We start from the raw sequence: 25,281 nt of genomic DNA, 5'->3' as shown, positions 1-25,281 counted from the left end.
TTTTATGTTTCGAGTGATGATGAACGGAAAAATCCATCGAGCAACTGTAACAGAAGCAAATTTAAATTATGTTGGCAGTATTACGATAGATGAAGATATATTAGATGCTGTCGGGATGATAGCAAATGAAAAGGTCCAAATTGTGAATAATAATAATGGAGCAAGATTAGAGACTTATATAATCCCAGGAGAAAGAGGCACTGGAACTATTTGTTTAAATGGAGCAGCAGCGAGACTTGTTCAAGTGGGCGATATTGTGATTATTATTTCATATTGTTATGTTTCAAATGAAGAGTTATTGTATCATCAACCTAAAGTAGCAATTATGGATGAACAAAATCGCATCACAACCATTCTTCATCAAGAGCCAGAGAAGACTGTGTTGTAATCAGGAAATGTTAATACAATAAATGTTGCTAAGAATCATGTATCACCCCCTATTCATTTGAGTAGGGGGGATTTTTATGAGATTTGACTGTATATTAACATCTAAAGTAATTGATTTTGTATGTCTTGGCATATTTTTATCTAAACTAATACATAAAGTATAAAAAGAATACCTTTTATAGACAACTAACATCTTTCCCTTTTTTCATTTTTATGATACCGTTTGATTGACTGAAAGTTTGAGGTGGACGTAATGAGTAACAAATTTGTAGTAGTTGATTTGGAGACCAACGGTAATTCTCCGAGAAAAGGGGATCGAATTATACAATTTGCGGCGGTTGTTATTGAAAATGGAAAAATAGTGGAGGAGTATTCATCCTTACTTAATCCTCTCCAACCAATTTCACCATTTATTGAGGAGTTAACTGGCATAACCGATGAAATGGTGGACACAGCACCAATTTTTGAAGAAATAGCAGATGAAATTGTTCGTTTATTAGAGGATGCTTATTTTGTAGCACATAATGTATTATTTGATTTATCTTTTTTAAACGAAGAACTGGAGCAGGCTGGATTCAGGCAGTTTTATGGACCGATTCTTGACACGGTTGAGTTAGCAAGAATATTATATCCAACAGCTGATAGCTATAAATTAACGGATCTTGCAGCCCAAGAAGGGATTGTCCATAGTAGACCACATCAGGCCGATAGTGATGCTTATGTTACAGCAGAACTATTGCTGTTACTTTTGGAAAAGCTGAACGCACTGCCTCAAGTAACGACGAAGCAATTAGAATTTTTAAGTTCATCGCTAAAAAGCGATTTAGATATCTATTTACAAGATCTCATTCAGAAAAAACACTCGAAACTAGAATATATTCCTGCAAATTGGGAGGTGTATCGAGGATTAACGCTTAAACGTTTACCGAGTAATTTGATTGCTGATCAAGGAAAAGAGCAAATCGTTTCTTTTGATGTTGAAAAAATTGAAAAAAGAATGGAAGAGACATTTTCTTTTTATCAGAGAAGAGAAGGGCAATTAGAAATGATGGATGTTGTTCATCAAGCTTTATCAGCAAATCGTCACGGGCTTATTGAAGCTGGAACTGGTGTTGGTAAGTCTCTTGGTTATTTAGTACCTGCTGCTTATTTCTCTATAGAAAATAAAAAGCAAGTAATTATTAGTACCTTTACAACTCAATTACAAGAACAGCTCTTTCAAAAGGACTTACCTTTGCTAAAAAGTATTCTTCCTTTTCCAATTACTTATACGCTATTAAAAGGTAGAAATCATTATATTAGTTTAGATAAATTTGAAGTTTCATTAAAAGAGCAAGAAGATAATTATGATATTATTCTGACGAAAATGCAAATCTTAATTTGGTTAACAGAAACCGAAACAGGCGATAAAGATGAATTGAATTTAACGAGCGGCGGCAGTAATTATTGGGAAAAAATTAAAAATGATGGAAACTTTTCCTTACCTATCTCAAAAGAGTGGGCTTCTAAGGATTTTTATAGAAGGACCCGAAATGCGGCACAAAAGGCAAATATGATTATTACGAATCATGCGTTGCTCGTAAAAGATCTTACAGCAGATCAACATTTACTCCCTTCCTATGAATATGTCATTATAGATGAAGGCCATCATTTTGAAAAAACAGCGACAAAGCATTTTGGCTTTCGTTTTTCTTATATTGCTGTACGATTAAGTATTAATGCAGTCGGCACGACTGATCAAAAGCAGCTTATGTTTCAATTGGAAAATATGTTAGGTGATTTATCTACTGCTGAGAAGATTGAGATTAATCAATTTATTCAATCGTTACATGTTGAATTAGATGAACTATTTCGAGCAGTTTTTCGCTATGTGAAAAAAACGACGCAACCAAGAAGAGATGGAAAAGGCAGCTATCGATTAAAGAATAACGGAATGGGAGATTGGAATGCTGTCAAAAGCGTTGCGGAACGAATTATTTTTCTTTGGAAGGATGGAAGAGAAGTTCTTTTAGAAAAAGTGCGACAGTTAAAAGAACAAAGAAGGAAGTTCACTTCTTCCCAAATGTTTGTAGTAGAGAGAATAGAGTCGATTTTAAATGATTGGCTAGTTTATATTAATCATTTAAGGGAAATGTTTTTACGAGATGGGGACAATATAGCATGGTTGGAAACGGATGCTAAGAATTATCCTAATAATGCAGTTTTATATACACAACCATCTTCTGTAGCGGAAACCTTACAGTCTAGCTTTTTTGAAAAGAAAAAAAGTGTTGTTTTTACATCTGCGACAATTACCGTTAATAATTCATTTGCATACTATGTGAATGTTTTGGGACTAGGAAAAGACCAACTAGAAGTTCAAATCGGTTCTCCGTTTAACTATGATCAACAGATCCAATTGCTTATACCAACCGATGTTCCAGAAGTTAATACAGTATCTTTGAATGAGTATGTTTCTACCATTGGTGAACAAATAATCAAAATCGCACAAGCAACTAAAGGGCGCATGCTTATTCTTTTTACTGCAAATGATATGCTAAAAAAAACGTATGATTATATGAAAGAAAGTGGCTGTTTAGAAGAATACGCAATCTTGGCGCAAGGGATTACTAATGGAAGCAGAATGAGATTAACGCGTAATTTTCAACGTTACGATAAAGCGATATTATTGGGAACAAATAGTTTTTGGGAAGGGATTGATATTCCTGGAGAGGACTTAACCTGCTTAATTATTGTGCGACTGCCATTTTCCTCACCGGAAGATCCTCTAACAGAAGCAAAAAATGAGCTAATTAAAAATAAGGGCGGAAATCCCTTCTTAGAAAATAGTCTTCCAGAAGCGGTCTTGCGTTTTAAACAAGGATTTGGGAGATTAATTCGCACGGAAGCAGATAAGGGATTTATAATTGTTTTTGATCGCCGTATCGTTACAACTTCATATGGTGAGACATTTCTACAGTCCATTCCTGCTGTACCAATTAAGCAGCAAAATAGTCAGGAAATGGTAAGCTTTATCGAAGAGTGGTTGAAGTAGAATTTTTTTAGTAGGAAATATAGGCGTTTGAGAAAAAGGACATCTTCTTGGATGCCTATATTCCATAGTTTAAGAAGGATAGTCTAAGTATTTACTTTCGACAAAAAACAATCATTTATTATATAAAATAATTTCTTTCTGTTTATAAATACTGTTATAATAACCTATGTACAAAATACTGTTTTAAAGAAGTGATGTAAAATATGAAAAAATGGATTTGGTTTGTTATTGTAGTTTTCCTTATTGGATTAGGTGTGAGTATTAATACATATGTGCAAGCAATGAAGCCGGTTAAATCTGCAAGAGAAGTAGCAGAATCAATCGCAAAGAAAGAAACAGATATGAAAAAAATGGACAGCTTTCAATTATATAATGGGAAGGAATCCTATTATATTTTAGAAGGAAAAAACGATGATAATGAAGAAATTATTGTTTGGATAAATGAAAAAAACCATCAAGTTACACAAAAGCTCAAAAAAGATGGGCTGACCAAACAAGAAGCGCTTAATATATTATTATCGAAGCAAACACCAGAGAAAATAAATACTGTCCGATTAGGAATGTATGATGGATTGCCTGTATGGGAGATATATTCTCATACAGATGAGGATTCGATAAACTATCATTGGATAGATTTTGAAACAGGAGAAATCCTTTTAACAATTGAAAATTATTAATCGATAGGAGTGGTAAATAAAAATGGAAATTCAATTAGCACAAAGAGTTAGCGCATTAACACCATCCACGACTTTGGCTATTACTGCAAAAGCAGCGAGCTTAAGAGCAGAGGGGCATGACGTGATTGGATTAGGTGCAGGGGAGCCTGACTTTAACACTCCTCAAAATATTATTGATGCGGCTGTTAGAAGCATGAATGAAGGACATACAAAATACACTCCTGCATCAGGTTTATTAACATTAAAAAAAGAAATTGCAGCAAAATTAAAGAGAGATCAACAATTAGATTATGAAACAAATCAAATTATCGTCACAAATGGAGCAAAACATGGATTATACACGTTATTCCAGGTTCTTTTGGACAAAGGGGATGAAGTAATCATTCCTACCCCTTATTGGGTTAGTTATCCAGAACAAGTGAAGCTTGCAGAAGGAGAACCAGTATTTGTAGAAGGATATGAATCAAATGAATTTAAAATTACTCCAGAACAATTAAAAGGGGCAATTACGTCCAAAACAAAAGCGGTTATTATTAATTCACCAAGTAACCCTACAGGGATGATTTATACACAAGAAGAATTACAGGCAATTGGAGACATTTGCTTAGAACATAATATTTTAATTATTTCCGACGAAATTTATGAGAAATTAGTTTACGGTGATAGTAAGCATGTCTCGATTGCTTCTTTATCTCCTGCCCTTAAAGAAGCGACTATTATTATAAACGGCGTATCAAAGTCTCATTCGATGACAGGCTGGAGAATTGGCTATGCTGCAGGAAGTAAGGAGCTTATAAAAGCGATGACAAATCTTGCAAGTCATAGTACATCAAATCCGACAACGCCGTCACAGTATGCGACGATTGAAGCATATGCAGGTCCTCAAGATTCTGTGGAAGAAATGCGCCAAGCGTTTAATAAGCGTTTGGATATCATTCATGAGAAATTAAATAAAATTCCAGGTTTTTCATGCTTAAAACCAAAAGGAGCATTTTATCTATTCCCAAATGTACAAAAGGCGGTAGAATTAACAGGATATACATCAGTAGATGAGTTTGCTACTGGCTTGTTGGAAGAAGCGTTAGTAGCTGTTGTGCCAGGTTCAGGGTTTGGAGCAGACAAATATATCCGTCTTTCTTATGCAACGTCGCTTGAAAAGCTAGAAGATTCTGTAAGTCGTATGGAGCAGTTTGTGGAAAAAAAAATGGTCGTTAACAATTAAGAGGTTCGGATAGTAGAGTATGTCAACAAAGATTGAATATCTTTTTGGCATTCTCTCTTTTTCTATGTTTTGGAATAATCGTATAAAAACTGTCAATAAACAGGATAATTTAGTGATTAACAGTATAAACACTAATATTGTTACCTGGAGAACGATCGATAGTGTTGATTGTCTTAAGATGTAAAGGTATAATGTTTTGGTAGAATATTTTTTTCTTAACTAGTATATTTTCTACTAAGTCAGCTAAACAGGTAGGAAGAAGCGGTTTTCATTATTTTTACCGAGTGAAGAGAGCCGCGGTCTCTATTTAAGTACATATATTTATTTGTTTTTGGAGGAGTTAATTGTGATTAAAGCAACTATTGCCGAGTTACCAAAATATGTTGATAAAGAGGTTAAAGTAGGTGCGTGGATTGCCAACAAGCGCTCTAGTGGAAAAATTGCCTTTTTACAGCTTCGCGATGGATCAGGATTTGTACAAGGAGTTATTGTTAAAAGCGATGTAGCGGAAGAAGTATTTCAAACCGCTAAAACAATTACACAGGAATCATCAGTATATGTTACTGGTACTGTTCAAAAGGATGAACGTTCCCCATTTGGATATGAATTACTTGTTACAAATGTAGAATTAATTCATGCTTCTACCGATTATCCGATTACGCCAAAAGAACATGGAACAGAATTCTTAATGGATAATCGTCACCTATGGCTACGTTCGAAACGTCAGCATGCAGTTATGAAAGTAAGAAATGAAATTATTCGTGCTACTTATGAATTTTTCAATGAAAACGGATTTGCTAAGGTTGACCCACCAATTTTGACAGGAAGTGCTCCTGAAGGTACAACTGAACTATTTGCAACTAAATACTTTGAGGAAGATGCTTATCTATCACAAAGTGGCCAGCTTTATATGGAAGCTGCAGCGATGGCTTTAGGGAAGGTATTTTCATTCGGTCCAACATTCCGCGCCGAAAAATCAAAAACTCGTCGTCATTTAATTGAATTTTGGATGATCGAGCCTGAGATGGCATTTGTAGAGTTTGAAGAAAACCTAGAAGTTCAGGAGCAATATGTATCCTATGTTGTTCAATCTGTGTTGAAAAATTGCCAGCTAGAGCTTAAAACCCTTGGAAGAGATGTTTCTAAATTAGAGAAGATTACAGCTCCATTCCCAAGAATAAGCTACGATGATGCAATTACATTCTTACATGAAAAAGGTTTTGATGATATTGTGTGGGGTGATGATTTTGGTTCTCCACATGAAACGGCAATCGCTGAAAGCTTTGATAAACCGGTGTTTATTACACATTATCCAACAAAAATTAAGCCTTTCTATATGCAGCCACATCCAGAGAGAGAAGATGTAGTTCTTTGTGCAGATTTAATTGCTCCAGAAGGCTATGGTGAAATCATTGGTGGTTCTGAACGTATTCATGATATGGATCTTTTAGGGAAACGTGTAGAAGAGCATCAATTAGATCCAGAAACGTATAAATGGTATTTAGAACTAAGACAATATGGCTCAGTTCCACATTCTGGTTTTGGTCTTGGGTTAGAAAGAACAGTAGCTTGGATTACAGGAGTAGAGCATGTTCGTGAAACAATTCCATTCCCTAGATTATTAAACCGTCTATATCCTTGATCAAAGAGTAGGGTAGAAAATATGGAAAGTTTTACTAAGGATGAACTCACATCGAATAATCAAATGTGAGTTCATCCTTAGTAACAGTCCAAATTTTCTCCCTTCTTCTTTTTGTTAACAATTGCTAGGATTGGTTGATTTTCATTATTACATACTTATGGCCAGCATGATATACTTGATTAGAGGTGTCCTTATGAATAAAACAATTTTTTTAAAATGGTTGCAAGAAGGGAATATAAATATTCCTTCCACACTTCTAACACATTACAAGCATTTGAAAATAAATGAAAAAGAATTAGTGCTTCTGTTGCAGGTACATTACTACTTAGAACGAGGAAATGATTTCCCAACTCCTGCGGAAATAGCTGCTCAAATGACCTTGGATAATATGGAGTGTCGTGAATTATTGAGCCAGTTAATCAGAAAAGGATTTATTGAAATAATAGATGGGAACAGTGAAGCGGGGATTCGGTTTGAGCGATATTCTTTAGAGCCCCTTTGGAATAAATTAATTGAGCAATTTTTATTAAATAATAAAAAAGAAGAAGAAGCTTTAAATGAAAAAGAAGAGTCTGATTTATATACTTGCTTCGAACGTGAATTTGGACGACCACTATCTCCATTTGAGATTGAAACTTTAAATATGTGGGTCGATGACGATCAACATGAAATAGTAATTATCAAAGCTGCTCTTAGAGAAGCTGTTATTTCTGGTAAATTAAATTTTCGTTATATTGATCGAATTTTGTTTGAATGGAAGAAGAATGGAATTAAAACAATCGAACAAGCAAAAAATCATGGGAAAAAGTTTAGACAGCATCAAACTGCTGGACATAAAGTCGAGCAGAGGGAGGAAATCCCCAATAAAAAAGCAGTACCCTTTTATAATTGGTTGGATCAATAACTGCAAACCAATGAGGTTTGATTATTGTTTAACAGGCTATATTTAAATCTTTTTATGAGAAAAGCAATAAATTTATGAAAATGGCTATACACGGGGTTGGGATTGTCACAAGAATAAATGGTTAGACTTCATTAAAGCATTTATCTAGTAGAAAGGAAGTCTACTTGGATAGATGGAAGAACGCCAGGTCTATTCTTTGGACGACCCTTTTTTTTATAGATAAGATTATTCATTTCGGAGGATTACATGTTAAAAAAAGATGAAATTAGATATTGTCTTGATACGATGGGTGAAATGTTTCCTGATGCACATTGTGAATTAGTACATTCCAATCCATTTGAATTAGTCATTGCGGTAGCATTATCAGCACAATGTACTGATGCGCTTGTCAATAAGGTGACTAAAAACTTATTTCAAAAATATAAAACACCAGAGGATTATTTAAGTGTATCATTAGAAGAATTGCAAAATGATATCCGATCTATTGGATTATATCGAAATAAAGCAAAGAATATTCAAAAGCTATGTCAAATGGTTTTGGAAAAGTATAATGGTGAAATACCAATGGATCGGGACGAATTGATTAATTTACCAGGAGTAGGAAGAAAAACGGCGAATGTCGTTGTTTCTGTCGCCTATAATATTCCTGCGATTGCTGTTGATACACATGTCGAAAGAGTAAGTAAACGATTAGGCTTTTGCAGATGGAAAGATTCTGTTTTAGAAGTTGAAAAAACATTAATGAAAAAAGTTCCAAAGGAAGAATGGTCTGTTACGCATCATCGCATGATTTTTTTTGGAAGATATCACTGTAAAGCGCAAAACCCTCAATGTGAAACATGTCCGCTTCTAGCATTATGTAGAGAAGGAAAAAAAAGAATGAAGTCTAAGGGTGTTGTATAATGGATAATAAGCATTTAGATGTACCAATAGAGCTATTGTATGGACCTTTTCCAATAGTAAAAGAATTTCCTTGTCTTGTGACTAATTGCTTTGTTATGACACCAACATTTTTGCATGAAGTAAATTTCTATCATAAAAGGATAGTGTATCAGCCTTGGGATAAGGCTAATTTTTCAGAATGTGTAAAAAAAATAATAGAAGAGTGGAAACAGCTTAAAGAGAAACTACATCAATTTGCAGCCGAAAGAGATACGTATAAACTTCAGCAGGGGCTAACATTAGGGATGGAATATTTTTTAGAGTGCCTCTATTGGATAAATGAAAAACCAGTAGTTTTAAAAGATGGCTTGGTAAGTGAAGGACTAGAAATTAAACCATTTAATTTGGAAGATCGACTCCAATTTATTCTTAAAAGACTGAATGGGTATCATTCCTATAAACAATTAGATGAGTTGTTTAAAGAATTGGAAAAACAATTTGCGATAAAATTACTAAAATTAAATAGGAATACTTAGAAAAAAGAAGAGGACTTTTCCGTAAGGAATGGTCCTCTTCTTTTACTTTAACAGGTTCTTTTAATAGGTTTATTGAGAATCACGTTTATTCCAACCTCTATTTTTATCTTGATTATTATAATTCGCGCTATTATTGTTTTGATCATCAGCACCGTTATTATTTCCATTATTATTACCGGAATTGTTTCCATTCTCATTATTATTCTCATTAGCGTTATTATTGTTATTTTCATTTTCATCTACTTCATTTTCATCTGCTTCATTTTCATCTACTTCATCTTCAGATTCTTCCTCACCCTGATTATCTTCAGCGTCTTCACCATTAGGATTATCTTGATTTTCGTCGTCATCTATGGTTTCGTTTGGGTCCATAGGTGGCAGCTCCTCGATTTTTTCAGGTACAGAAATACTGCTAGATGCAGGATCGCTTTCTTGTTCGTCTCTAATTGCTTTTACATTAAATGTGTACGTACTACCAGGCGTTGGTTTTGCAATTTTTAAGCTTGTATCAGAAGTAACCGTCAACTGCTCACTAGCTCCGCCATCGACACTCACACTTACGTCAAATTTAACACTGTTTTTATCACCATACTCCCAAGATAACTCGATTTCATCACTGTTTTCGTTGTAACTTGCTTTAACGCCAGTAGGGGCATTTGGCTTATTGTATTTCTGGGATACTTCATTAAGAATATTTCCTTTTACCGCATATTCCGTAAGAATTTGACTGCCTGGTGTATAAGAGCTTGCTAATCTAGCAGGGTACGTACCTTTTTCAATTTTAATCGTTTCGACACTATCTGGCTGCTTGAAATCAGCAGTTTCTACATCTTCAGAAATATGTCCCATTACAGCTTTGAAAATCTGTTGGGCAACTTTCTGGTTTGGACCAGGTACAATTGGATTTTTTCGTTCCGAATATCCAGTCCATACAGCCATTGTATAATTGGTTGTATATCCAGCGAACCAAGCATCTGGAACACTTTTTGAATCATAAATGTCCCATTTATTTCGTTCCTCTTCCGAATAGTTGGTAGTCCCAGTCTTCCCAGCGACAGGCAATCCTGGAATATTGGCAAGATTTCCAGTACCATCACTGCTTGTCAGTACACCTTTTAACATATCTGTAATAAGAAAAGCTGTATAATCTTGCATCACTACTTTTGATTTAGGTTCCATATTTATTTTTGTACCATCTTTTAATTTAAATGATCGAACGGCATGTGGTGTATTATATACTCCCTCGTTACCAAAAGCACTATAAGCACCTGCTATTTCTAACGTACTAGCTTCAAACGCACCAATGGCATAGGATTCATATGCATTCTCTAGCGGAATTCCTAGGTTCACTGCAAACTCCTGAGCTTTTTCAGCACCAACTGCTTGAAAGGCTTTTAATGCAGGAATATTTCTGGACATTTCTAAGGCTTTTCGCATAGTCATAGAACCCTTATAGCTATTATCCCAGTTACTAATAGGTGTTCCATCAGAATAGGTAGTACGCTCATCTACAATTGTTTGGTAAGTTCCCCATTTTAAATATTCAATTGCTGGACCGTAATCAAGTATTGGCTTTGCTGTAGACCCAGGCTGGCGCTTCATATCTGTTGCATAGTTTGTCCCCAGCTTTACATCTGGATCACGATCTCCTCCAAGAGCTAAAATACCGCCTGTTTTTGTATCTAATAGGGTAATTCCAGCTTGGAAATCTTTATCAGGGAATGGAACAATCTCGCCTTCGTACATTAATTTTTCCACATATTCTTGAGCTTCTTTATCCATTGTTGTATAGATTTCTAATCCATCTGTAAATACATTAACATCTGGATATTTTTTCTCAATTTCGGCTATAACTTGTTTTATAAAGGGATCGAATGGTAGGTCATTTGTTTTTCGATCTTCTTTTGCGACTAATGAATCTTCAATAGATGTCTTTTGAGCTTCTTCCATCTCTGCTTTTGAAATATATCCATGCTGATTCATTAGTGATAATACAATGTTACGTCTTTTCTCTGCTCTTTCTGGATTATTAAATGGATTATAAGCATTTGGCGCCTGTGGCATTCCTGCCAGAAGGGCTGCTTCAGGTAATGTCAATTCGTCTAAGCTCTTATCGAAATAAACTTTTGCCGCAGTTTTAACACCACTCATATTTTCTGACATAAAGATTTTGTTAACATACATCTCAAAGATTTCTTCTTTTGAGTACTTTCGTTCTAACTCAAGGGCTAGCCAAGCCTCTTGTGCTTTACGATTTAATGTTTTTTCTGGTTGGTTAAAGAAGAAGTTTTTTACAACTTGTTGTGTAATTGTACTTGCTCCTTCTGAACCAAAACCATCTCTAAAGTTCGCAATAACTGCTCCGCCTAGGCGAATAGGATCAATCCCATGATGTTTAAAGAAACGAGAATCTTCTGTAGCGATAAATGCATTTTTTACTAAATCTGGTATATCCTCATAGTTTACATAGTCTCGATTTACGGCACCTACTTTAGCGATTTCCTCATTATTTTTATCATAAATGGTAGAGGAAATCGGATCCTTTAATGTTTCTGGATTCAATTCTGGCGCATCTTTTACCATTATGGCGAATGTTACTCCACCTACGATAATTCCAATAATACCGATTGTTAATAGAATAAGCAGAACGCGCTTTAACAAATTCATGCCACTTTTTTTCTTTGCTTTCTTAGGAGCTTTGTTCTTTGAGGCTTCAAGTTGTTTGCGGCGCTCCTCACGCGTTTGATATTTATCTGTCATGTTTATTTCCTACCTTTCTTTGAAAAACAAAAGGAATTATTTTAATTTATAAATCGTATCAATCACTTTAATATAGTCAATTCGAGGCTGATAACCTAAGTTAATAGAATGACCATTGATTGCTAATTCTTGTTTCGTAATCGATTTTCTTCCGCCATTTATCATTCTTTCCCAAAACATAAAGAGTTTTTCTGCACCCAGATAGAATATTTCATTCGTTTCAGAGAAGGAGATAATGACAAAGCAAATTCCTTGTTGCTCACATACCATCCGCATATGGTTAATTTGGTGTTCATGGAAGTTATTTAGCGGAAAAGAAGTAGTATGCTTCGTTTCTTTCGCTTCAAAGTCAATATATTTTCCTTTATAAACACCATTATAGTCTGTAGTCGAAGCTTGTTTGAAATATGCTTCTTTAATGACTGCAGCACTTCTTTTCGGATAATCGACCTGAACAATTTGAACGGGAGTAGGCTTCTTATGTATAACTGCCTTGCCGAATTCTAAATAATATTTATTTGTTTCATTCAGATCATCCTCTAAAGTCATTCCCCGGTTACTATAACTTATTTTTTTTTGCGGCCTAGTATTTATATTATTTACCGGAGTATATCTTTTCCCGTTGGGATAATGAATCTTCATTTTTTCACCTCACAAAGATTCTTTCAAAGTATAACTTATTGCAATCAACAAACAATAATACCATAAAGCGTTCATAAGAGGTGAACATTTTGATAGGTAAAAAATCATATTTTTCTTCAATAGATGAAGAAAAACTTATAACTAGAATAAGACTAATTACCGATAAGTGCAACTTAGACAATATTTCAAGAACAAATGCCTATCTCCGTTATTATAACAAAAATCAAGAAATACAATGGGCTTTTCTTGCAAGCCAAGTTTCCCGTAATGCTGGCTGGAATATGTGTGATCTAAATGGAGTATGGATTCCGCAAGTAGTTAGCCAGAAAAAAAGGCAGCAAATATACTTAACCTATGAGAAAGCAAATTGGCTCATTTTTAATGATGCCTATCCTCAATTATTACTCTATGAATATTCGACGAAAATAAACTTGCCAATGTTTCATTTATTAAAATTTTTTCAGGTTTCCAACTTTATGGAAGAAGAATGGATGGAATTCTGGGAGAAAAAGAATAAGCAAAGATTAATGAATAGTTTGATTATTAATGAACAAAATGTTATTCAAAAGCCTGTGATTAAAAATGCAAGAATCAAGCATAGTGTTTTCCATTTTCTACCCTATCTTTTTCAAGATCTTCTTCACTTTAACGCAGTACTATTTCCGACTTTACATGGGAAACTTTATGGGGCCAGTGTTGCTAACTTTACTTCTCTTAATGAACGAATTAAGTTAGGTAATACATTAGCAAGCCTTTTATATAAACCTAATTTATATCAAGAGTTCTATGATTTTGCAAGAAAAATAGAGCATACTGGTTCAAGGCATGATTATGAAAAGATTATATACCCAAAATTAGCCAATACAACACCTATGTTGCGTGCTGTTTATCCAGTTGTAACACATCGAGAGTGGAAAAGGGAGGATTGGTATCAAAAGAAAGTGAAGAAAAGTTGGCGGGAAATTAGCGAGCATAGTGAACCTATGCTTATAACGGATTGGTACTTGAAAAAACAGCAGCAATTACATAAACTAATTCGTCAGGAAAACAAATGGATTTAGCAATTTTATCGGCGTTTTTGTCGAATTATAAACCGGTAATAAGAAAATATACTTTCTTTGGCGAATCTCTTCTAGTTTTGTCAAGCATGCAGGATAGTGAATAAAAAAAGAGAAATGAGTATGTATTAAAATAGCTTGGAGGGATTTGCATGGAAAATACTTATACAAAAGAAAAGTTATTGATTATGTTAGAAGAAATCCAAGAAGAGTTAGATTCATTAGATGAGACACTTTTAAAATCAAAAAATCAAAACATGCAGCTTATACAGGAGCATATCACTTCTTTAAATGAAATAGAAAAAGGAATGACTACTTTTGAGAAAAAAATTTCTACTGGTCAAATGGACGTTTCTTCTGGTGTGTCTCCGTATGCAAGACAATTGCCTCTTTACTTGAACTTAGCTAAATAAATCGTTAAAATGAAGAGATTAACGATTATAGGTAAATGGAGTGGCAAAATTGACTGAAAATCATCAATTGATGGAACATACAGAGAAACTTTTAGAGGCAGTCGACTATTCGGTAAAAATGTTTTACAAAGTAAAGGAAACAGGAGTAAATGAGGATTTTTATGAAATCGTTCGTCCTTTTGCAAATCGAATCAAGCAGCTAAATGATGAATGGAAAGAACTGGCCAAAGCGTGGGTACGACAATTCAAACCAGATTATTTGAATTCGATTCAGATCGATACTGCATCTGATCACATAGAAATTATTTCAATTCAAGCTTTTTTTGCACAAACAAGCAAGAAACGTTTTCTCGATTCAGCGAAATCTGTAAAATATATATTGCAAACATTACTAGATGCTTTAAAAGTGGAAAATCAATAGGAAATGTCAAAAGGGAGATGAAAATTCTCTTTTTTTTTTGCTTTTTTCTTCTTTTGGGTAAATTTTTTGTCTCCGTTTATTTGATAAAAAGCCATTTATAATAATGAATGCACAATATAGGCGAAATCATCATATAGTAGAGGAGGATATCTTTAATGTGGGAGGATAGAATTTCATGTATAGAGCATCTAATCAACAAAGAGGGAATGCGCCTTATCTGAACGCTTATACTCCACCATATACCCAATCAATGTTTAGTGAAAATAGACAATACCATCCGTATATAAACCAAGGACAATGGAATGGGGCGGGGATGAACGGACAGAACTTCTACAACATGCCAATGCAACCCAATTATCTAAACAATCAACCAAGCTATTATCACCCGCAAAATGCGTATAAAAGCAGCTCCCAAGAGATTTTTCAAAATCCATTGCATTATATGGAGAATCCAGAAATGAATAGTTACTCGCAAAATTATATGAATCCAAACCAAGGTTTTATGAATCCATATCCAAAGCAGTCATTTATTCCAAAAAAGCAAGGGAATGTGAAAAGCATTATGAATTCTTTTAAATCACAAGATGGTTCTTTAGACTTTAATAAAATGATGGATACGGCTGGTTTGATGATGAACGCAATGAATCAGGTAACGGGATTAGTTAAGGGAGTCGGCGGAATCTTTAAGGTATAATGTTTTTTCTAGAAATATAAAGAGGCTGTCAAGCGACAGCCTCCATTTCTTTTTCTCTTCTTACCAGCGGTGTGCTTTTGCATTACTTCTTAGAATGATATTCGTTTGAGACATTTGCGTATGCCCATTTACTTGGGACTTAGAACGTTTTGGTCTCGTCCAATTGTGATGGAAAAGCGCAGAATGAGAATCTAACTGATCTTTATAACTCATCATATCACCTCAGGAAGTAAGATTAGAAGAAATTATGGAGGTAAAAGGAATCTCTCCTTCATGCGTTTAGGGAAGGAGAGTGTATTTCTTTTAACATCCATTATTAATATGTGCAAATGATGTATTATTTACTCTTTTTGATTTTATGAACTTTGGTCTTCAATCATTATTTTTTTTCCTTTTTGTTTTGGAACGTTAATAGTCAGCAAGCCATTTTGGTACATTGCTTTCACTTTCTTTTCGTCAATAGGATGAGGAAATGTTATGCTTCTGCTGCTTTTTTTAAACGTTTGACTTGTATGAAAAGTTTTTGATTGCGTATTTTCTTCTGTAATGATTTCCTGATGATTTACACTAATTGTTAAATAGTGATCGTAGATGTCAAGCTGGATTTGTTCTTTGTTAATTCCTGGTAGTTCCGCTTTAATGACCGTTGCACTGTCCGTTTCATTCACACTAATGGGAAAAGTCATGTTTGGAAATGGATTGCTAAAAAATTCATCCATTTGCTGAAGAAAATTTTTCACAGGCTTTTCTTGAAAAAACTGATTCATGGAACGCATGAATCCATTAAAGGCTTGAGGTGTTTTTTCTTTTTTGTTTGGGTCAATCGGGAAGTTTGAAGACATAGTAAATCACTCCTTACATAAAACATAAACATTAAATCAGTGAATGTATTCTCCTTGCAGGGAGAAATAATGCAAATGAATAGGCTCTTCTCTAGTTATACTATGTCTTATAAAAAAGATTGGTTCCTAAGACTTTTTTTACTTAGACTGTTTTCGAAAAGAGTTTCATTTTCATTAGAAGATAAATTTTTTTAAATATTGAGCAGCTCGAATTCACGAAGACACCAAGGGGGTAGCAAGATAGGCGATACCATGCTAGTTCCTAAAGGAGGCTAAAAGCATGCCAAGAAGAGTTATGGTTTATCGGCTTATTAAAAAAGTGCTATATTAAATGAAACGAGGAAGAAAGGAAGTTATTGAAAATGACAAAAATTACAGTTGGGAATGAACAATTGTTCTATAAAGAACAAGGCAAAGGAGAAAACATTATATTAATCCATGGCTTTTGTGGGAGTATTGACTACTGGGAGTATGTTATTCCGTTGCTTAGTGATAAATATCATGTGATAGCAGTTGATCTCAGAGGACATGGCTCCTCTACTTTTAGTGGAGAACCCTTTGAGATAGAAGATTTAGCAAAGGACATCAAAGAGTTATTAGCGGAATTAGAGGTGGATAAAGCATATATGTTTGGGCATTCACTTGGTGGCTATGTAACATTGGCTTTTGCCGAACTTTTTGAAGATAGTCTAAAGGGGTTTGGCTTAATACATTCAACCGCTTATCCTGATACAGAAGAAGGAAAGGACGGAAGATTAAACGCCATTCGAAAGATTCAGGATATCGGGATAGAGGAGTTTGTTAATGGTCTTATCCCTAATCTGTTTGCAGACGAGTCGCTTACGAAGTTACCTAGCGAAGTGGAAAAGGCAAAGAGAATTGGCTATGGTACCGACACAATAGCAGCAATGGAAACGCAAGCAGCTATGAGAAAAAGACCAGATAGAAATATTGTTGTGGAAAAATCAAAGCTTCCTGTGTTATTACTAAAGGGTACAAAAGATAAAGTGGTTCCATTGGATCGTGTAGCTTCTGCATCAAGTCCTAATATTACAGAATTCAGATTAGAAACAGGGCATATGAGCATGCAGGAAGCTCCTAATGAGTTAGCAAAAGCTATTTGCTCATTTGTTGAGCATAACTAACAAATAATGGCTGCTATTTTCTTTTGAAAACCTCTTTAAAATCGAACGTCCATTCGGTAAAATAGATGTTATAGAGGTGAACCAATAATGAAAGTACGTAAAAACCTTCAAGAGATTATAAAAGAATTAAAAACAATGGAAGAATATAAAGAACGAATTTCCTATTGGCATACAATTGAAGCGAAAGAAGCCGTAACAGTTCCGCTTCCCGATGATTTAATCCCAAATTTAAAAGATGCTTTGCAAAGGCGTGGCATTAATCGATTATATACACATCAATCCTCATCCTATCAGGCGATTCGGGAAGGGAATAGTGTTGTTGCCGTCACTCCAACTGCATCTGGAAAAACACTATGCTATAATCTTCCTGTTATCCAGTCGATTGCTGAGAATAAAAACGCGAGAGCATTGTATATGTTTCCTACAAAAGCACTTGCGCAAGATCAGAAAAGCGAATTGAATGAGTTAATTGAAAGTGCAGAATTACAAATAAATAGCTATACATATGACGGGGATACCCCAGCTTCTATTAGGCAGAAAGTTCGCAAAGCAGGGCATATCGTTATCACAAATCCGGACATGCTTCACTCAGCCATTTTGCCACATCATACAAAGTGGGTATCTTTATTTGAAAACTTGAAATACGTCATTATTGATGAATTGCATATTTATAGAGGAGTTTTCGGTAGTCATGTAGCGAATGTTATAAGAAGGTTAAAACGTATATGTGCGTTCTATGGCAGTAACCCTGTTTTTGTTTGTACATCTGCTACCATTGCAAATCCAAAGGAATTAGCAGAAAATTTAACCGAACAGCGGGTTAATCTCATAGATAACAATGGTGCTCCAAGCGGAAAGAAACATTTTGTTTTTTATAATCCACCTATTGTGAATATACCTTTAAATATTAGGAGAAGTGCAACGTTAGAAGTACGGCAAATAGCAGGTGAGTTATTAAAAAATAAAATTCAAACAATCGTGTTTGCCAAAAGTCGGGTACGTGTAGAGATTTTGCTAACGTATTTACAGGAGCTTGTGAAATTTCAGCTTGGTCCGAAATCAATCCGAGGCTATAGAGGAGGATATTTACCAACGGAAAGAAGAGAAATTGAGCAAGGATTGAGACAGGGGAATATATATGGAGTTGTCAGCACAAATGCATTAGAACTTGGCGTTGATATTGGACAACTTCAAGCATGTGTAATGACAGGGTATCCCGGGACAATTGCGAGCTCTTGGCAACAGGCTGGACGAGCTGGACGTAGACACGATGAATCACTTGTGATCATGGTTGCAAGTTCTAGTCCCCTTGATCAGTATATGGTCGCTAATCCTGACTATTTTTTTAGTAGAAATCCTGAAACGGCGAGAATCAACCCTGATAATCTTATCATTTTAATCGACCATATGAAATGCGCGGCTTATGAGCTTCCTTTTAAAGAAGGGGACACATTCGGAGCTTGTGAAATAACTGAAATACTCGAGTTCTTAACCGAAGAGCGAATCCTCTTTCAAAATGGGGATAAATGGTATTGGATGAATGATTCTTTTCCAGCACATAATATAAGTCTTCGTTCTGCTTCACAAGAAAATATTATCATTATTGATATTTCCGATGTAAGCAAAAGCAGGGTGATTGGAGAAAGCGATCGCTTTTCTGCAATGACACTATTACATGAAGAAGCCATCTACATGCATCAAGGGATTCAATACCAAGTGGAGAAGCTTGATTGGGAAGAGAAAAAAGCATATGTTCGCGAGGTAAGTGTCGATTATTATACTGATGCAAATTTAGCAGTATCCCTCAAAGTTTTAGAAGAAGATAACAGGAATAATTATTCTAAAGCAGAAACAGGCTTTGGCGATGTTAGTATTGTAGCAATGAGTACAATCTTTAAAAAAATTAAATTTGAAACACATGAGAATATAGGTTCCGGACCAATTACACTACCTGAAGAAGAGCTTCATACGAACGCCGCGTGGATTTCTTTTCAGCAAGAGAATTTAAATTGGGAACAAGAGCAAACAGAACAAGGGCTAATCGGTGCTGCCCATGCATTAAAACATATATCACCACTACTTGTAATGGCTGACCCATCTGACTTGCATGTAGTTCCTCAGGTGAAAGCAGAGCATAATGAAAAAGCGACGATTTTCTTTTATGATCAATATCCTGGTGGGATTGGCTTAAGTAAAAAAATTTATGAAGAAATGCCAGCTGTTTTAAGAGAAGCAAAAAAAATGGTGAAAAATTGTTCGTGTGAATATGGTTGTCCTTCCTGTATCGGAACAGAGAGCCATTCAAATAACAGTAAACGGGATGTAATTCGAATCCTCTCGCTCTTGGAGGATAGTGATTTTTTCAAATAAGGGGATTAATATGTCGATTAAAAATAAATTGAGCAGAATGAAGTCTCATATAAAAAAAGAAGAACAGACCGTCCCTGTGAAAAATAACGAGCTGAATGGGGAAATAATTCCGTTTATCGAGCAGTGGGAGCAGGAAAATGTTCATTCTTATTGGTTGGATCAGGAATATTGTTTGATACGTGAAGTGCGATATCCTCTTGACTATAAACATGGGAATTATACATTCCGGGAGTTTTGCCACGTAGTAGATGAATGGAATAAAGTGAATTATGACCATCCTCTTTCTGCAAAAGGACATCAAGCAAAGGAGCTCTTCTTTTTTGACACGGAAACGACTGGTCTTGGAGGTGGAGCAGGAAATACTATTTTTATTCTTGGATATGCACAATTAATAGAAAACGAGATTGTATTGAAACAGCATATATTACCGCATCCTGGAGCAGAAGTACCTTTATTTAATAGTTTTCTAGAGAACGTAGACTATACAACACTAGTTACGTATAATGGCAAGGCCTTTGATTGGCCACAAGTAAAAACAAGACATACCTTAATTAAAGAGCACGTGCCAAAGCTCCCTGAATTTGGCCATTTCGATTTATACCATGGAGCACGGCGGATGTGGAAACATCGATTGGATAGAACAAAATTGGCTATAGTCGAGGAAGAAATTCTTGGAGTAAAACGGAAGGATGACATTCCTGGATTTCTCGCACCTATGATTTATTTTGATTTTGTGGAACGTAAAAATCCAGAAGGAATGCTTGGTATTTTAAAACATAATGAAATAGATATCCTTTCTCTCATCACTTTATATACCCATTTAAGTTATCAATTGTTAAGAAAAGATCAAAAAATTAGCGCGAAAGAAGCGCTAGAAGTAGGAAAATGGTATGCCGTTATCGGTCAGACTGACATAGCAAAGCAAAATTTACAGAGTATTAAGGAGCAGGATAAAGAAGAGGTACTAGAGGCTGCCTTTCTATTGGCTAAAGAGTTTAAAAGAGAGAAGAAGTTTGAGGATGCTTCTGCGCTTTGGCGCAAAATTGTTGAAACATATTCGAACGAAACCAAATTAGTAATAGTTTTACATTCTTTAGTAGAGCTTGCAAAATTAGCAGAACATAAAGAGAAAAATCTTCATATGGCATTAATCTATACAAATAAAGCACAGCAACTCGTAAATAATCAATACGAGCTAGAGAAAGTGATGCTTGAGCTTCAAAAAAGACGTGAACGACTTGAAAGAAAACTGCATATGATTAAAAGAAATCAATTATTCCATCAATAACCTAGTTGTTTGTACGACCATTCCCTATTAAAATAGTAATTGGTTCATTTATACTAAAGGCAAGTTCTCGAAGTTAATTGTTTTCTTAAGTAGAAGCTTTACGACAAGTTGATTTCATAGAAATACCAATAGAATAAATGAAATTACTAATTTGGAGTGAACGAACTTGTATAAAGTGGTTTTGTGTATGTTTTTTGTTCTTATTTGTTTGACAATTGTCTTATTTACAACTCTAAAAGACAGCTTTTATGCGCATTTATAACTATTCCGTAAAGTTTGGGGAGCAATGAAACTTTTGGATGCTTTTTAAACTAGCTGGTAATTTTCATGCAAAATAGGTATTTGTATTAGTACAAGATTATCCCTTTCAACATAAGTTGTTACTGTAAGATAACTAAATTTTGAGAGGAGATTTTCTTATGCATTGCAAACCGAATAATATTTTACCAGCAGTAGTTCATCCAACTAAATGTTGTGTAAATAACACTTTTTCTAATAATATTGTGCCACATATTCACCCAACTCATACTACTACAGTTAACCATGTGAACTATGAGCATCAACATTTTTTCCCACACACTCAATCTACTGAGACTGTGGTAACGAATACGCAAGCTAATATGGGTTCAGCTCCAGCTCCATTTCCAGCTGCTCCTGTAGCACCTACAGCTCCCGCTTTTCCAACAACTGGAGGGACTCCATTTACAGCAACTGGTCAAATGTTCCCAGGTCAAACAACTGGTATGCCTGGCGCATTTCCATTCAGAAGAAGATAAGTAAGGCGAAACAAGGATCTGTTTATTCGATCCTTGTTTCTATTTTGAAAACGATTATCCTTTGCTTTTCTTTTTTTATTTGTTGGAAAATAGCAACTAACTTTATGAAAAGAGTCAAAAATTTTATATAACGGATTATTTTCGCTCATTTTATCGAATACTAAACATATAATGAGAACAGTCATGAAAGACTAGCTGTTAAAAAATACTCTTTATTTAAAGAGCGTTTATTCTTTATGGGTTATTATATTTATGATATATTTTATAGTAACAACGGTTAATGTGAAGGAGTTACTTATACGATTATGAAAATAGCCGTCATTTCTGGCTATAAGCCTTTTGAGATTGGAATATTTAAGCGAGAAGAACCAGCTGTAGAATACATAAAGTTAGCGATCAAAAAAAATTTGCAGATAATGCTGGAAGAAGGACTCGAATGGGTACTAATTAGTGGCCAACTTGGCACAGAACTGTGGGCTGCTGAAGTGGTATATGATTTGCAAATGGAAGAATTTCCAGACTTAAAACTAGGTGTCATTACTCCTTTTCTCGAACAGGAACAGAACTGGAAAGAAGCAAATCAAGAATGGTATGAAGAAATAATCATGCAGGCTGATTTTGTTGACTCTGTTTCAAAGAAGCCTTATGAAAATCCTCAGCAATTAAGAGATAAAAATATATTTTTACTTAAAAAGAGTGATGCGCTTCTCCTATTTTATGACGAAGAGAATCCTGGCAGTCCCAAGTATTTATACGAACTTGCTCAAATGTATCAACAACAAAACAAATATGAAATTCGTAAAATTCAATTTTCAGATTTACAAGATATAGTGGAAGAAGTAAGGTTTAATGAAGAGTATTAATAGATTTATTGACAAAATGGCGTATATTTGAAAAAATAATTGAGATAAATGGGAATCGACTGAGGTGAGCGATAAATGCTATCAGATAAAATGAAATTAACAGCAAAAGATATTTTGGAAAAAGAATTTAAAACAAGTGTAAGAGGGTATAAACCAGAAGATGTAGATAAATTTTTGGATTTAATTATTAAGGATTATGAAACACTGCATCAAGAAATTGAAGAACTGCAACAAGAGAATTTACGTTTGAAGAAGCAAGCAGAGGAAGCTAGTCGTAGACAGCCTGCACCTACTACAGCTGGTACTACTAATTTTGATATCTTAAAGAGATTATCAAATTTAGAAAAGCATGTGTTTGGCAGTAAGTTATACGATTGATTTTCCATTCCAAAAAGCTAAAACTGTTTACAACTCAAAAGAATACTATAATTACCTATAATAACCATTGCATTAGATAGGTAAAACAACTATAATAGCTATTGTATCAATAAAACGCTTTGGTAATCGCTGCAAACTTTGTTTGTAGAGGAAAGTCCATGCTCGCACAGGCTGAGATGCTTGTAGTGTTCGTGCCTAGTCAAAAAATAAGCTAGGGCAGCATGTATATGCTGACGGCAGGGAAAATACCTAAGTCCTCTGGATATGGTATGAATACCTTGAAAGTGCCACAGTGACGTAGCCTTGTCAGAAATGATAAGGGTGGAACGAGGTAAACCCCACGAGCGAGAAACCCAAATTATGGTAGGGGAACTTTCTCTGAGGAAATGAACGGAAGAGAAGGACAGAAATTATTTTCTGTAGATAGATGATTACCGCCTTTGTACGAGATGTTAAAGTCGTATGAGTACAGAGGAACAGAACATGGCTTATAAAGCGTTTATGTTGATTTATGATGGATGATCAAATTACAAAGGGTGACACGGAGTTTTGTGTCTGATATACTGCTAGGATTTCGATTCGACGCAGTATGTCATTCATATAATCTGGTCATCCTTTTTATATGGAGTATAATTTATAATGGATAGATGGAAAGAATAGCAACCCATTCGTACATAGGATGAAATTTTTTAATGATTATGAAGGAGAACTTATGAGAAATTTTGATTTAATAGCTACTGCTGCCATGGGTCTTGAAGCAGTAGTTGCAAAAGAAGTAAGAGAGCTAGGCTATGAATGTATTGTAGATAATGGCAAAGTATTATTTAAAGGTGATGAAAAAGCGATTGCAAGAAGCAATATGTGGCTTCGCACAGCAGACCGGGTAAAGATTAAAGTAGCGGAATTTAAAGCAACTACTTTTGACGAGCTTTTTGAAAAGACAAAAGCGATTCGTTGGGAGGAGTATCTTCCTGTAAACGCACAGTTTCCTGTTTCAGGTAAATCAGTAAAATCAAAGCTTTTCAGCGTATCTGATTGTCAAGCAATTGTAAAGAAAGCTATCGTTAATCGAGTAAGCTCTCACTATAAGAAAACCGGATGGCTAGAGGAAAATGGTGCTTTATTTAAGATAGAGGTTGCGATATTAAAGGATATCGTGACATTGACGATTGATACATCTGGTCAAGGTCTTCATAAAAGAGGATATCGCGCAGGTCAAGGGGAAGCTCCATTAAAAGAAACGCTTGCTGCCGCTTTAATTTTATTAACAAATTGGACAGCTGATCGTCCATTTGTTGATCCTTTTTGTGGATCTGGCACAATTCCAATCGAAGCTGCTTTAATTGGACAAAATATTGCACCTGGCTTTAATCGAGATTTTATTTCTGAAAGTTGGGATTGGATGCCAAGCGAAGTATGGGATGAGGTTCGGACAGAAGCGGAGGATAACGCGAAATATGATCAACCACTCGAAATTTTTGGGTCTGATATTGATCATCGTATGATTAAGATAGCACAAGAAAATGCATTTGAGGCTGGACTAGGAGATATTATTACCTTTAAGCAAATGCAAGTAAAAGATTTTACCACTGTGCAAGAAAATGGTGTAATTGTTGGGAATCCTCCATACGGAGAGAGACTAGGAGATAAGCCATCTGTTCAAAAAATGTACCAGGAAATGGGGCAGGCTTTTGCACTACTTGAGACTTGGTCCATTTATATGCTTACAAGTGACGAAGAGTTTGAAACCCATTATGGCAAAAAAGCAACAAAGAAACGTAAGTTATTTAATGGCTTTATCAGAACGGACTACTACCAATATTGGGGTAAGCGAAAAAGAGATTAAAAAAATAAATAGGCCCTTTAAAAGATTACATGCTGTCGATAAGTATATTTTTTGCGTATCAGTATATATTTATTCTATACGTAATTTTCTGGAGGGAATATTTATGATAGATAGCACAGTAGATTATACAAAGATAATGGACGCGTTAAATTCGTCTATGGATCTAATGACGGGAGAAGGAGTTGCTGACGAAAACGTCATCCAGCAACTATCCAATGCCCAACAAATGGTGCAGCAAGCAATGTCATATTCCTTGTCAAGAGACAGAGGATAAGAAAAACAGTTCTTACAAATATTGATTTTAGAATGAGCCGATTGATTTTCTATTTTGATAATTTCTAATAACAATTACTTAAACGAAAATACAAAATACTGTTTGAATTTCAAAATAAAAAAGTGGATTTTAGAGGAGGGTGCCAAATTCTTTTGAGGCAACCCTCCTTTCACTTGAATATTGGTTCAAAATTGTCTATGATTAGGATTTGCTATGAGAAATTTTAG

24 protein-coding genes and 1 other RNA gene are annotated in these 25,281 nt (G+C 35.0%); 21 read left to right on the top strand and 4 right to left on the bottom strand.

Going from position 1 to position 25,281, the window contains the following annotated elements; translation table 11 throughout:
• The first annotated feature begins 4 nt into the window (after positions 1–4).
• The 8 genes from panD to RTL21_RS14885 all read left to right on the top strand — a co-directional run bounded on the left by panD (position 5) and on the right by RTL21_RS14885 (position 9,284).
• On the top strand, positions 5–388 hold the full coding sequence (gene panD, locus RTL21_RS14920; RefSeq protein ID WP_312096796.1) for an aspartate 1-decarboxylase: 384 nt from the start codon (positions 5–7) through the stop codon (positions 386–388).
• A gap of 252 nt (positions 389–640) precedes the next feature.
• Positions 641–3,421, top strand: coding sequence for an ATP-dependent DNA helicase DinG (dinG, locus tag RTL21_RS14915; protein ID WP_312096794.1), 2,781 nt, complete (start codon positions 641–643; stop codon positions 3,419–3,421).
• A gap of 203 nt (positions 3,422–3,624) precedes the next feature.
• Positions 3,625–4,098 (top strand): cell wall elongation regulator TseB-like domain-containing protein, encoded by a 474-nt coding sequence (locus RTL21_RS14910; RefSeq protein ID WP_312096792.1) that lies wholly within the window; start codon positions 3,625–3,627, stop codon positions 4,096–4,098.
• A gap of 22 nt (positions 4,099–4,120) precedes the next feature.
• Positions 4,121–5,320, top strand: a complete 1,200-nt coding sequence (locus tag RTL21_RS14905) for a pyridoxal phosphate-dependent aminotransferase (RefSeq protein ID WP_312096790.1) — start codon at positions 4,121–4,123, stop codon at positions 5,318–5,320.
• Between the two features lie 346 nt (positions 5,321–5,666).
• The gene (asnS, locus tag RTL21_RS14900; protein WP_312096788.1) at positions 5,667–6,962 is read left to right on the top strand and encodes an asparagine--tRNA ligase; all 1,296 of its coding nucleotides are present in this window, start codon (positions 5,667–5,669) and stop codon (positions 6,960–6,962) included.
• 193 nt (positions 6,963–7,155) lie between these two features.
• The gene (locus tag RTL21_RS14895; protein ID WP_312096787.1) at positions 7,156–7,866 is read left to right on the top strand and encodes a DnaD domain-containing protein; all 711 of its coding nucleotides are present in this window, start codon (positions 7,156–7,158) and stop codon (positions 7,864–7,866) included.
• Between the two features lie 246 nt (positions 7,867–8,112).
• Complete coding sequence (nth, locus tag RTL21_RS14890; protein ID WP_312096785.1) at positions 8,113–8,769, top strand: endonuclease III; 657 nt, start codon at positions 8,113–8,115, stop codon at positions 8,767–8,769.
• Complete coding sequence (locus RTL21_RS14885) at positions 8,769–9,284, top strand: YpoC family protein (RefSeq protein ID WP_312096784.1); 516 nt, start codon at positions 8,769–8,771, stop codon at positions 9,282–9,284. Before nth ends, RTL21_RS14885 begins: the two co-directional genes overlap by 1 nt.
• 69 nt (positions 9,285–9,353) lie before the next feature.
• On the opposite strand, the gene RTL21_RS14880 is transcribed toward RTL21_RS14885, so the two are convergent.
• Complete coding sequence (locus RTL21_RS14880) at positions 9,354–12,044, bottom strand: PBP1A family penicillin-binding protein (protein WP_312096782.1); 2,691 nt, start codon at positions 12,042–12,044, stop codon at positions 9,354–9,356.
• A 36-nt stretch (positions 12,045–12,080) separates the two neighbouring features.
• Positions 12,081–12,686 carry a Holliday junction resolvase RecU gene (gene recU / locus RTL21_RS14875; protein WP_312096780.1) on the bottom strand — a complete coding sequence of 202 codons (606 nt, stop codon included), beginning with the start codon at positions 12,684–12,686 and terminating at the stop codon, positions 12,081–12,083.
• Positions 12,687–12,766: 80 nt separating this feature from the next.
• Here recU and RTL21_RS14870 point away from each other — a divergent pair, with 80 nt between their 5' ends.
• From RTL21_RS14870 to RTL21_RS14855, 4 genes are all read left to right on the top strand, one after another.
• A complete protein-coding gene (locus RTL21_RS14870) occupies positions 12,767–13,747 on the top strand; it encodes a DUF2515 family protein (RefSeq protein WP_396954449.1) in 981 nt (326 codons plus the stop codon).
• A gap of 149 nt (positions 13,748–13,896) precedes the next feature.
• On the top strand, positions 13,897–14,157 hold the full coding sequence (locus tag RTL21_RS14865; protein WP_312096778.1) for a hypothetical protein: 261 nt from the start codon (positions 13,897–13,899) through the stop codon (positions 14,155–14,157).
• 49 nt (positions 14,158–14,206) lie between these two features.
• Entirely contained in the window at positions 14,207–14,578 is a 372-nt protein-coding gene (locus tag RTL21_RS14860; protein ID WP_312096777.1) for a YppE family protein, read from the top strand.
• Positions 14,579–14,753: 175 nt separating this feature from the next.
• Complete coding sequence (locus tag RTL21_RS14855; RefSeq protein ID WP_312096776.1) at positions 14,754–15,272, top strand: YppG family protein; 519 nt, start codon at positions 14,754–14,756, stop codon at positions 15,270–15,272.
• A 60-nt stretch (positions 15,273–15,332) separates the two neighbouring features.
• Here the strand turns inward: RTL21_RS14855 and RTL21_RS14850 are convergent, their stop codons facing one another.
• On the bottom strand, positions 15,333–15,485 hold the full coding sequence (locus tag RTL21_RS14850; RefSeq protein WP_169188760.1) for a YpzG family protein: 153 nt from the start codon (positions 15,483–15,485) through the stop codon (positions 15,333–15,335).
• A 143-nt stretch (positions 15,486–15,628) separates the two neighbouring features.
• A complete protein-coding gene (locus RTL21_RS14845) occupies positions 15,629–16,114 on the bottom strand; it encodes an Hsp20/alpha crystallin family protein (RefSeq protein ID WP_312096774.1) in 486 nt (161 codons plus the stop codon).
• Between the two features lie 362 nt (positions 16,115–16,476).
• Here RTL21_RS14845 and RTL21_RS14840 point away from each other — a divergent pair, with 362 nt between their 5' ends.
• The 9 genes from RTL21_RS14840 to RTL21_RS14800 all read left to right on the top strand — a co-directional run bounded on the left by RTL21_RS14840 (position 16,477) and on the right by RTL21_RS14800 (position 25,054).
• Positions 16,477–17,259, top strand: a complete 783-nt coding sequence (locus RTL21_RS14840) for an alpha/beta fold hydrolase (protein ID WP_312096772.1) — start codon at positions 16,477–16,479, stop codon at positions 17,257–17,259.
• Between the two features lie 87 nt (positions 17,260–17,346).
• Positions 17,347–19,629, top strand: a complete 2,283-nt coding sequence (locus RTL21_RS14835; RefSeq protein ID WP_312096770.1) for a DEAD/DEAH box helicase — start codon at positions 17,347–17,349, stop codon at positions 19,627–19,629.
• 10 nt (positions 19,630–19,639) lie between these two features.
• On the top strand, positions 19,640–20,917 hold the full coding sequence (locus RTL21_RS14830; protein WP_312096768.1) for a ribonuclease H-like domain-containing protein: 1,278 nt from the start codon (positions 19,640–19,642) through the stop codon (positions 20,915–20,917).
• 419 nt (positions 20,918–21,336) lie between these two features.
• On the top strand, positions 21,337–21,693 hold the full coding sequence (locus tag RTL21_RS14825; RefSeq protein WP_312096766.1) for a CotD family spore coat protein: 357 nt from the start codon (positions 21,337–21,339) through the stop codon (positions 21,691–21,693).
• 305 nt (positions 21,694–21,998) lie between these two features.
• Positions 21,999–22,556, top strand: a complete 558-nt coding sequence (locus RTL21_RS14820; RefSeq protein ID WP_312096765.1) for an SLOG family protein — start codon at positions 21,999–22,001, stop codon at positions 22,554–22,556.
• Positions 22,557–22,631: 75 nt separating this feature from the next.
• Complete coding sequence (gene gpsB, locus RTL21_RS14815) at positions 22,632–22,934, top strand: cell division regulator GpsB (RefSeq protein WP_312096764.1); 303 nt, start codon at positions 22,632–22,634, stop codon at positions 22,932–22,934.
• 114 nt (positions 22,935–23,048) lie between these two features.
• Positions 23,049–23,430, top strand: an RNA gene (rnpB, locus tag RTL21_RS14810) — RNase P RNA component class B.
• A 216-nt stretch (positions 23,431–23,646) separates the two neighbouring features.
• On the top strand, positions 23,647–24,780 hold the full coding sequence (locus RTL21_RS14805) for a THUMP domain-containing class I SAM-dependent RNA methyltransferase (protein WP_312096763.1): 1,134 nt from the start codon (positions 23,647–23,649) through the stop codon (positions 24,778–24,780).
• Positions 24,781–24,883: 103 nt separating this feature from the next.
• On the top strand, positions 24,884–25,054 hold the full coding sequence (locus tag RTL21_RS14800; RefSeq protein ID WP_312096762.1) for a hypothetical protein: 171 nt from the start codon (positions 24,884–24,886) through the stop codon (positions 25,052–25,054).
• The last annotated feature ends 227 nt before the right edge of the window (positions 25,055–25,281 follow it).

This window comes from Niallia sp. (assembly GCF_031978665.1).
GTDB lineage: Bacteria > Bacillota > Bacilli > Bacillales > Cytobacillaceae > Niallia.
The sequence above is the reverse complement of the archived record's forward strand: the minus strand, read 5'-3'. Positions and strand labels throughout refer to the sequence as shown.

Bases quoted from the DNA above. Each gene is read 5' to 3' on its own strand.
- RTL21_RS14830 (WP_312096768.1), top strand. From the start codon at position 19,640: ATGTCGATTAAAAATAAATTGAGCAGAATGAAGTCTCATATAAAAAAA.
- RTL21_RS14840 (WP_312096772.1), top strand. From the start codon at position 16,477: ATGACAAAAATTACAGTTGGGAATGAACAATTGTTCTATAAAGAACAA.
- RTL21_RS14865 (WP_312096778.1), top strand. From the start codon at position 13,897: ATGGAAAATACTTATACAAAAGAAAAGTTATTGATTATGTTAGAAGAA.
- RTL21_RS14910 (WP_312096792.1), top strand. From the start codon at position 3,625: ATGAAAAAATGGATTTGGTTTGTTATTGTAGTTTTCCTTATTGGATTA.
- RTL21_RS14805 (WP_312096763.1), top strand. From the start codon at position 23,647: ATGAGAAATTTTGATTTAATAGCTACTGCTGCCATGGGTCTTGAAGCA.
- RTL21_RS14835 (WP_312096770.1), top strand. From the start codon at position 17,347: ATGAAAGTACGTAAAAACCTTCAAGAGATTATAAAAGAATTAAAAACA.
- nth (WP_312096785.1), top strand. From the start codon at position 8,113: ATGTTAAAAAAAGATGAAATTAGATATTGTCTTGATACGATGGGTGAA.
- RTL21_RS14845 (WP_312096774.1), bottom strand. From the start codon at position 16,114: ATGTCTTCAAACTTCCCGATTGACCCAAACAAAAAAGAAAAAACACCT.
- panD (WP_312096796.1), top strand. From the start codon at position 5: ATGTTTCGAGTGATGATGAACGGAAAAATCCATCGAGCAACTGTAACA.
- RTL21_RS14825 (WP_312096766.1), top strand. From the start codon at position 21,337: ATGCATTGCAAACCGAATAATATTTTACCAGCAGTAGTTCATCCAACT.
- RTL21_RS14800 (WP_312096762.1), top strand. From the start codon at position 24,884: ATGATAGATAGCACAGTAGATTATACAAAGATAATGGACGCGTTAAAT.
- RTL21_RS14850 (WP_169188760.1), bottom strand. From the start codon at position 15,485: ATGAGTTATAAAGATCAGTTAGATTCTCATTCTGCGCTTTTCCATCAC.
- RTL21_RS14820 (WP_312096765.1), top strand. From the start codon at position 21,999: ATGAAAATAGCCGTCATTTCTGGCTATAAGCCTTTTGAGATTGGAATA.
- RTL21_RS14885 (WP_312096784.1), top strand. From the start codon at position 8,769: ATGGATAATAAGCATTTAGATGTACCAATAGAGCTATTGTATGGACCT.
- dinG (WP_312096794.1), top strand. From the start codon at position 641: ATGAGTAACAAATTTGTAGTAGTTGATTTGGAGACCAACGGTAATTCT.
- recU (WP_312096780.1), bottom strand. From the start codon at position 12,686: ATGAAGATTCATTATCCCAACGGGAAAAGATATACTCCGGTAAATAAT.
- RTL21_RS14855 (WP_312096776.1), top strand. From the start codon at position 14,754: ATGTATAGAGCATCTAATCAACAAAGAGGGAATGCGCCTTATCTGAAC.
- gpsB (WP_312096764.1), top strand. From the start codon at position 22,632: ATGCTATCAGATAAAATGAAATTAACAGCAAAAGATATTTTGGAAAAA.
- RTL21_RS14905 (WP_312096790.1), top strand. From the start codon at position 4,121: ATGGAAATTCAATTAGCACAAAGAGTTAGCGCATTAACACCATCCACG.
- RTL21_RS14895 (WP_312096787.1), top strand. From the start codon at position 7,156: ATGAATAAAACAATTTTTTTAAAATGGTTGCAAGAAGGGAATATAAAT.
- RTL21_RS14880 (WP_312096782.1), bottom strand. From the start codon at position 12,044: ATGACAGATAAATATCAAACGCGTGAGGAGCGCCGCAAACAACTTGAA.